The 6,341-nt window shown below is 59.8% G+C and carries 9 protein-coding genes; 2 read left to right on the plus strand and 7 right to left on the minus strand.

The window, feature by feature from the left end; genetic code table 11:
- Positions 1-46: 46 nt before the first annotated feature.
- From GTA51_RS17500 to GTA51_RS17520, 5 genes are all read right to left on the minus strand, one after another.
- Positions 47-385, minus strand: coding sequence for a ferredoxin-thioredoxin reductase catalytic domain-containing protein (locus GTA51_RS17500; protein ID WP_160963404.1), 339 nt, complete (start codon positions 383-385; stop codon positions 47-49).
- On the minus strand, positions 385-645 hold the full coding sequence (locus tag GTA51_RS17505) for a glutaredoxin family protein (RefSeq protein ID WP_160963377.1): 261 nt from the start codon (positions 643-645) through the stop codon (positions 385-387). The genes GTA51_RS17500 and GTA51_RS17505 overlap by 1 nt, the downstream gene beginning before the upstream one ends.
- A gap of 26 nt (positions 646-671) precedes the next feature.
- The gene (locus tag GTA51_RS17510; protein WP_160963392.1) at positions 672-1,421 is read right to left on the minus strand and encodes an amino acid ABC transporter permease; all 750 of its coding nucleotides are present in this window, start codon (positions 1,419-1,421) and stop codon (positions 672-674) included.
- A gap of 1 nt (position 1,422) precedes the next feature.
- On the minus strand, positions 1,423-1,815 hold the full coding sequence (locus GTA51_RS17515) for a hypothetical protein (protein WP_160963394.1): 393 nt from the start codon (positions 1,813-1,815) through the stop codon (positions 1,423-1,425).
- 107 nt (positions 1,816-1,922) lie between these two features.
- On the minus strand, positions 1,923-2,735 hold the full coding sequence (locus tag GTA51_RS17520; protein ID WP_160963396.1) for a transporter substrate-binding domain-containing protein: 813 nt from the start codon (positions 2,733-2,735) through the stop codon (positions 1,923-1,925).
- 138 nt (positions 2,736-2,873) lie between these two features.
- On the opposite strand from GTA51_RS17520, the gene GTA51_RS17525 reads away from it, so the two are divergent.
- Complete coding sequence (locus GTA51_RS17525; RefSeq protein WP_246198209.1) at positions 2,874-3,347, plus strand: hypothetical protein; 474 nt, start codon at positions 2,874-2,876, stop codon at positions 3,345-3,347.
- A gap of 10 nt (positions 3,348-3,357) precedes the next feature.
- On the opposite strand, the gene motA is transcribed toward GTA51_RS17525, so the two are convergent.
- Positions 3,358-4,224, minus strand: coding sequence for a flagellar motor stator protein MotA (motA, locus tag GTA51_RS17530; protein WP_160963398.1), 867 nt, complete (start codon positions 4,222-4,224; stop codon positions 3,358-3,360).
- Positions 4,225-4,250: 26 nt separating this feature from the next.
- The gene (locus GTA51_RS17535; RefSeq protein ID WP_160963400.1) at positions 4,251-5,273 is read right to left on the minus strand and encodes a flagellar motor protein MotB; all 1,023 of its coding nucleotides are present in this window, start codon (positions 5,271-5,273) and stop codon (positions 4,251-4,253) included.
- A gap of 431 nt (positions 5,274-5,704) precedes the next feature.
- Here GTA51_RS17535 and GTA51_RS17540 point away from each other — a divergent pair, with 431 nt between their 5' ends.
- Positions 5,705-6,163 (plus strand): hypothetical protein, encoded by a 459-nt coding sequence (locus tag GTA51_RS17540; RefSeq protein WP_160963402.1) that lies wholly within the window; start codon positions 5,705-5,707, stop codon positions 6,161-6,163.
- The last annotated feature ends 178 nt before the right edge of the window (positions 6,164-6,341 follow it).

Genomic DNA, 6,341 nt, shown 5'->3' on the forward strand with positions numbered 1-6,341 from the left:
CCGGGAAAGACGCCACCGGGAGGCGTTGCCGACTGGGCGGCCGGGGTCAGCCCAGGGCGGCCAGGGTCTTTTCCACCGGCCGACGCTCGGGCACCGTGGGCAGGGCTGCGCCGTCGCGCCCGGCGGCCGACACGTACAGGCCGCAAAAGCAGGCCCCGTATTCGGCCACATCGGCATCGCGGTAGGCGCATGGGCAGACCACGTCCCTGTCCAGTTCGAATTTCCCCGAAGCCAGCCGGCAGGGGCAGGCCATGTAGCCGTAGCGGTCCTTGTTGACCAACAGACCAGCCATGAGCTCCAGGGTCATCGCTTTGTCGGGATTGAAGAAATAGCCTTTGGCCGCCTGGAGGGGGGCCAACGTGTCGTAGAGTCCCTGGGCGTCCATTATTTGTTGCACGCGCCAAGGGCGGTTTCGATTTCATCCCGGCGGAAACCCACGATGACCTTGTTGCCGATAACGATGGTGGGAAAGGACAGGGATGGATTGAGTTTGCGCACGACATCCATGACAGCGGCCCGCTCCTCGCCCGTCAGATAGTCCACGTGGACACACTCGTACGGGATATGCTTTTCATCGAGAAATTCCTTGGCGTGCTTGCAGTGCACGCAGGTGGTCAGGGCATAGACCTTGATTTCGGCATCCATGGATATTCTCCTTAAAAAGCTGCGGGTCAGCGGGGCGTGTAGTGCGTTCCGTTTCGTATTCCTTTTTCCAGACGCCGGGTCAAGTGCGAAAGGGGCCAGGTGAGCAGCAGATAGAGCAGGGCCAGGGGCAGATAGGATTCAAACGTCCGGTAGGTGGTGGCGTTGACCACTTCGGCCGCTTTGGTCAATTCCCGCAGGCTGATGACCGAGAGCAGGGAGGAATCCTTGATGCAGGACACGAACTGGCCGGTGACCGGGGCCACGATGCGCCGGGCAGCCTGGGGCAGGATCACATAGAACAAGGTTTGCCGGTGGGTCAGGCCCGAGGACCGGGCCGTTTCCCACTGGCCGCGTTCCACAGACTCCACCCCGGCCCGCACCATCTCCGAAATATAGGCCCCGGAGAAAAAGGCGAGGGTGGCCGTGCCGATCAGATACGGGCTGTCCACCTGCACCACCACGCCGACGCAGAAATAAAAGATGAGGATTTGGACCAGAAGCGGCGTGCCCCGAAAGGCCCCGACATAGAGGGCGGCCAGTTCGGTCAAGACAATGTTGCCCGACACCGAGGCCAGCCCCGAAGCCAGACCGCAAGCCAAACCAAGGCTTATGGCCCCAAGAGACACGGCCAGGGTCATGCCCAGGCCGCTCAAAAAGATGGCCCGGTAGGCCCACACCACAGACCAGTCCCAGTGGTAGTGCAGCCGCGACAGCGACAGCCACAAAAGGCCCCCGAAAACAGCCAATATGGCCGTCCGCACGGCCAGACGCGCCATCCTAATGGCTCCGCATGGCAAAGGCCCCGGCCGGCAAGACCAATACGTAGGGAACCCGCATGCCGAAATCCTGGACCAGACGGGCGGCAATTTCCTTGGAGGAATCCCGGTTGGCCGTGGTCAGGTAGACAGTGTTGGCTTCGGTTTCGATCTGGCCGGTTTCGTTTTTCCAGCCGCCGACCCCCGAGCCCATCCGGGTGTAGCCGCCAAAGGACTCGGCCAAAAAGGCTTCAAAAGCCGGCAGGACCGGGGCCGCGTCACTCCCGTCGGCCAGAGCGGCGGGGACCACGAACAGGTGGGCGAAAACCTGGACCATATCGGCCCGGGCCGGGGTTGCAAGGCCAAGGCAGGCGAGGCTTACGGCCAGGATGCACTGACGGAGAAACTGCGGCATGCCGACTCCTTGGGCTGGGGGATGGGCGGTTTTGCCGGACCGTTTCGGTCCGGGGGGGACGGCTGTCCTCCCCCGGCCCGCCCGGGATCAGGCGGGCCGGGGGGAGGCTATTGGCCGAGAATTTCCTTGAAATGCTTGGCCCGAAGCGTTTCCAGCGTACCGTCGGCCCGGATGGTGGCGATATACATTTCCAGGTATTGCCACAAGTCAAAATCGCCTTTTTGCAGGGCGATGCAAAATGGCTCGTAGGTGAACGGGGTCAAAAGCGCCCGGGTGGTGTCAGGGTTTTGCTTGTGGTGCTTGGCGATGGAAATTTGATCGTAGAGAAAGGCGTCGGCCCGGCCGTTGGCCACGTCGCTGGCGCAGGCCGTTTCTTCCTGGTAGCGGTTGATGGTGGCCTTGGGGAAGCGTTTGGCGGCCACCAGATCGGCGGTGGTGCCGGTTTTGACGGCGATGACCCGGCCCGGGGCGTCGAGGCCGGCCACATCGGTTAAGTCCGGGGCTTTTTTGGTGCTGACCAGGGCGCACAGGCCGGTGGTGAAATAGGGGGAGGAAAAGGTGATGGACTTGGCCCGTTCCAGGGTGCCGGTGATGCCGGAAATGATCAGATCGATCTTGCCGGCGGTGAGCGCCGGGATAAGCCCCGTCCACTCCATGTCTTTTATTTCCAGTTCCACGCCCAGGCGTTCGGCCAGGGTGCGGGCGATGTCCACGTCAAACCCCACGGGCTTGCCCTGCTCGTCCACGTACTCAAAGGGCCAGAACTTGAGTTCCATACCAACGACGAGTTTTCCGCGTTTGGCGATCTGGCGCAGCGTGCTGCCTTCGTAAACGTCGTAGGGCGTTATGGCCAGGGCGGTGCCACAGCACATGGTCAGGGCCACAAAGGCCAGACTCACGATGCGGATGAAGCGGATCATGGGGCATCCTCCGGGTTATGGGTTGGGCCAGGGTGGTCAAACAGCCGTCGAGGCTTTATGACTAGCAAAAAAAGACGGAAAAGAAACCCTGTCCGGTCGGTTGCCGGGCAAAGAATCGGCGGGCGGGAGGAAGCAGGCATGAAGCGCAGATTGGCGATTACGGTGATGGTTGTGTCTTTGGCGCTTTCGGGCTGTCTGGCTCCCCGGCCCGAGACAGTGGCCCGCAACTGGCGGCCGGACGGGGCCGGGGGAAAAAGTCTGGGGCAATTGCTGGCTGTTTCGCCGGGGCTTGTGGGCGCGACCTGGGAATCTTTCGACGGCCCGGGCGGGGAGCCGGTGGTGCGGCTGGCGGCGGAATACAATCCGGCCGTTGCGGGCCGGGGCTGTCCGGCCCCCGGGACCGGGCGGCGGCCGGCCGCCCGGACGTTTCTGCTCCTGACGCTGTCCGTTTCGCCCGGCGGGGCAGTGGATTTCGTCTCGGCGACGGGGCAGGCCTACACCGAGGGCGGGGCCTATGCCGCCTTTCCCCTGGACATCGGGGTCATCGCCGCCCTGGTGGCCCGGACCCCGCCCCTGCCCTGCGCGGCGCTTAACGTGCCGGGGTATCTGTAGCCCCCGCCCCTTATTTGCCCTTGCTGGCCTTGATGGCTTCTTCGAGCTGCTCGAAGGTGGGGCGCTGGTGGATGGGGATGGCCCGGCGGCCGGCTTCCAGGGCCACCGGGGGCGGGTTGCCGCCGACAAAGGCGGTCAGCGAGGCCTTGGCCACCAGCAGGATGGACTCGGTTTCCTTGGCCCGGTATTCGATGTTGGTGGCGACGGGAGCCACGAAACCATACGCCAGCAAAACGCCCATGAACGTGCCGACCAGGGCCGCGCCGATGCTGTGGCCCAGGACTTCGGCCGGCTCGTTGAGCTTGCCCATGGTGATGACGACGCCCAGAACGCAGGCCACAATACCCATGGCCGGCAGACCGTCGGCCACCTTGGTGATGCTGTGAGCCGGAATCAGGGCCTCGTGCACCGTGGCTTCAATGTCCGCGTCCATGATGGTCTCGAATTCGTGGGCCTCGATGTTTACCGTAGAAAAAATCCGCATGGTGTCGCAAATAAAGACTAAAACCTCGTGGTTTTTCTTGTTCTTGGCGAAGTTGGCAAAGATCGGGCTTTCAGCCGGGCGTTCCACATCTTTTTCAATGGACACCAGACCCTCGCGGCGGATTTTCATATAGAGGCCCGACAGGGTGGTCAGCAGCTCGGTGTAGTAGGCCTTGCTGGTGGTCATGCCGCCGAAAATGGTCATCGCGCCCTTAAAGGTGGCGATGAGGACTTCCTTGGGCGAACTGATGACAAGCGCCCCCAGGGAGGCACCGGCGATCATGAGCAACTCCGGCGGCGCGGCCGACAGGATCAGGTCGAAGTTGCCCTTTTCCAGGATGAAGCCGGAGAGGATGCAGCCAATGACGATGATGGTGCCAAGTATTACGAACATGGTGGCGTCGTTTCCTGCCCGGGCCGCTAGAACTGGCCTTCGGTCGATTTGTCGTAGATGGTGTTGATCTGTTTTTCCAGCACTTCGCCAACGTCAGGGGGCTTGGGTGCCGCCGGCTTGGCCGATCCCGAGCCGCTCCCGGCGGATTTCTCGCCGGGCTTGGGCTCCCTAAACAGCAGGATGCTGATGCGGCGGTTTTTCGGATCGTAGGGTTTGCCGGCAATGTAGGGCTTGGTGTCGGCATAGCCTGTGACCTGGGCCACGTTGTCGGGGTTAAGCCCGGCATTGACCATGAACCGGCGGGCCGAAAGCGCCCGGCCGGCCGAAAGATCCCAGTTGGAATAGGTGCCGGAATAGCGGTAGGCGTCGGTGTGGCCCTCGATGGCCACCTTGACGTTTTCTTTTTTGATCACGTCGGTGACGGCGGCCAGGATGCGCTGGGCATCGGGCATCAGCGATACGCCGCCGAGATCAAACAGCGGCCGCTCGGTTTTGTCCATGATCTCGATACGCACCTTGTCCCGGTCCTGGGTCACCGACACCTGTCCGGCCAGTTCGGGCACGGTCTTTTCCAGCGCCTGCTCGACTTGCCGTTCCAGCGCTCCGGCCTGGGCCGCAGCCTCGGCCTGGGCCTTGGCCTGGGCGGCAGCTTCAGCCTTGGTTTGGGGGGCGGCTTCCTTGCCGCCGTCCATGTCGCCGGCATTCTGGCCTTTGCCGCCGGAGGGCTGTTCGCCTTCCCGGTCGATGGCCACGTCAGGGCGTTCGGACTGGCTGCCGACCACCGCGCCAGGGGGGCCAAGGCCGCCCGTGTCCAGGAGCTGGGCTGAGGGGCCGGGGTTTTGAAAGAGGCTGAAATCGTTGAAATAGGAGGCGAGTTCTTCTTTTTTTTCCTGCGGGGCGTTGCTTAAAAGCCACATGAGCAGAAAAAAGGCCATCATGGCGGTGACAAGGTCGGCGTACGCGACCTTCCAGGAACCGCCATGGGCACCAGCCGAGATCTTTTTGACCCGCTTGATGATGATATTTTTTTTGTGCTCGGCGTCGGCCATGACCCCTCCGTCCATCCCTATCGGTCGCGTAAGCGATTCCGTTTAGGGGACGGTCGCCAAGGATGGTAGTTACGCAGGAGCGGGACAAAGGGCAACCCGGGGGGGCGGGCGGTATAACACCAGCCAAGTCAAGCCGGGGATAAGTTTGTGAGATTGGAGCGGCAAGGGCATTATACGTGCATCCGATTCCTCTCGAACAGATGACGATCAATCAATATGGTTTGTAGGGCAATGCACCGGAATTGGCATTCAAGAAAACCCTTCCTCGCTCGGGCTCGTGCTAGACGGGCAATCTATTATACGTTAATATATTTCAAGATTGTTGACCGCTTGCCGACCGTATTCGATTTGAGTTGGGTATTAACCCTACAAAATAGGCTTTATAATCCAAATAATGGAGATTTCGCCTTGAACATAGTAAGGAGATATCTATGAAAGTTTTTGGCTTTCGTGCTGACCCTAACTCTCCACGTTTTGCCATTGTGGAAAAAGTTGACGAGCAGTTCACATTGTTGAATTCATCCTCCGACAACAAACTTGCATATCCAGTGCAGTGTATCGAGGTGTCGGATAGATTAGTATGGCTTTACCGCGAGTTTGAAAGAATAATCATTGCGCACGAAGGTATTTCTTCTGTGGTTATAAAGGCAAATGAGTACGGGACTGAAAGTTCTTCAAAACGCTTTTCTAGTTATCAAGATGCAGCTCTCGTGCTTTTGTGTGGTTTCCGTGGGATTCGTGTTGATGTAAAGACATATAATTCGCTTTCAACTAAAAGTGCTGATGTTAAAATTCATGCCGCAAGCCGCGTTGGTCAAACGACGAAATATTGGGATGTTAAGATGGCTGATGCCGTAGTTGCTGCGTGGTGGGGTATTAATAATATATGAGTATGCTCCCTGCCTCTATGCCGATTACGCGTGGAACGAAATTCTATAATAAGTCATTACTGTCCGGCTAAGAAAAGGCTTGACGCCTGAAAGCGACAACTGGTGCAAGCTCATGATGCCTTTCCACTTAGGCGATCAATTTTGAAAAAATGGCATAAATTGCCATGACATCAAGTTC

It is taken from the genome of Solidesulfovibrio aerotolerans (genome assembly GCF_009856865.1).
In the GTDB taxonomy this organism is placed as follows: Bacteria; Desulfobacterota; Desulfovibrionia; order Desulfovibrionales; family Desulfovibrionaceae; genus Solidesulfovibrio; species Solidesulfovibrio aerotolerans.

Coding starts and splice junctions, on each gene's coding strand:
- GTA51_RS17500 (WP_160963404.1), bottom strand. CDS start 385: ATGGACGCCCAGGGACTCTACGACACGTTGGCCCCCCTCCAGGCGGCC.
- GTA51_RS17505 (WP_160963377.1), bottom strand. CDS start 645: ATGGATGCCGAAATCAAGGTCTATGCCCTGACCACCTGCGTGCACTGC.
- GTA51_RS17510 (WP_160963392.1), bottom strand. CDS start 1,421: ATGGCGCGTCTGGCCGTGCGGACGGCCATATTGGCTGTTTTCGGGGGC.
- GTA51_RS17515 (WP_160963394.1), bottom strand. CDS start 1,815: ATGCCGCAGTTTCTCCGTCAGTGCATCCTGGCCGTAAGCCTCGCCTGC.
- GTA51_RS17520 (WP_160963396.1), bottom strand. CDS start 2,735: ATGATCCGCTTCATCCGCATCGTGAGTCTGGCCTTTGTGGCCCTGACC.
- GTA51_RS17525 (WP_246198209.1), top strand. CDS start 2,874: ATGAAGCGCAGATTGGCGATTACGGTGATGGTTGTGTCTTTGGCGCTT.
- motA (WP_160963398.1), bottom strand. CDS start 4,224: ATGTTCGTAATACTTGGCACCATCATCGTCATTGGCTGCATCCTCTCC.
- GTA51_RS17535 (WP_160963400.1), bottom strand. CDS start 5,273: ATGGCCGACGCCGAGCACAAAAAAAATATCATCATCAAGCGGGTCAAA.
- GTA51_RS17540 (WP_160963402.1), top strand. CDS start 5,705: ATGAAAGTTTTTGGCTTTCGTGCTGACCCTAACTCTCCACGTTTTGCC.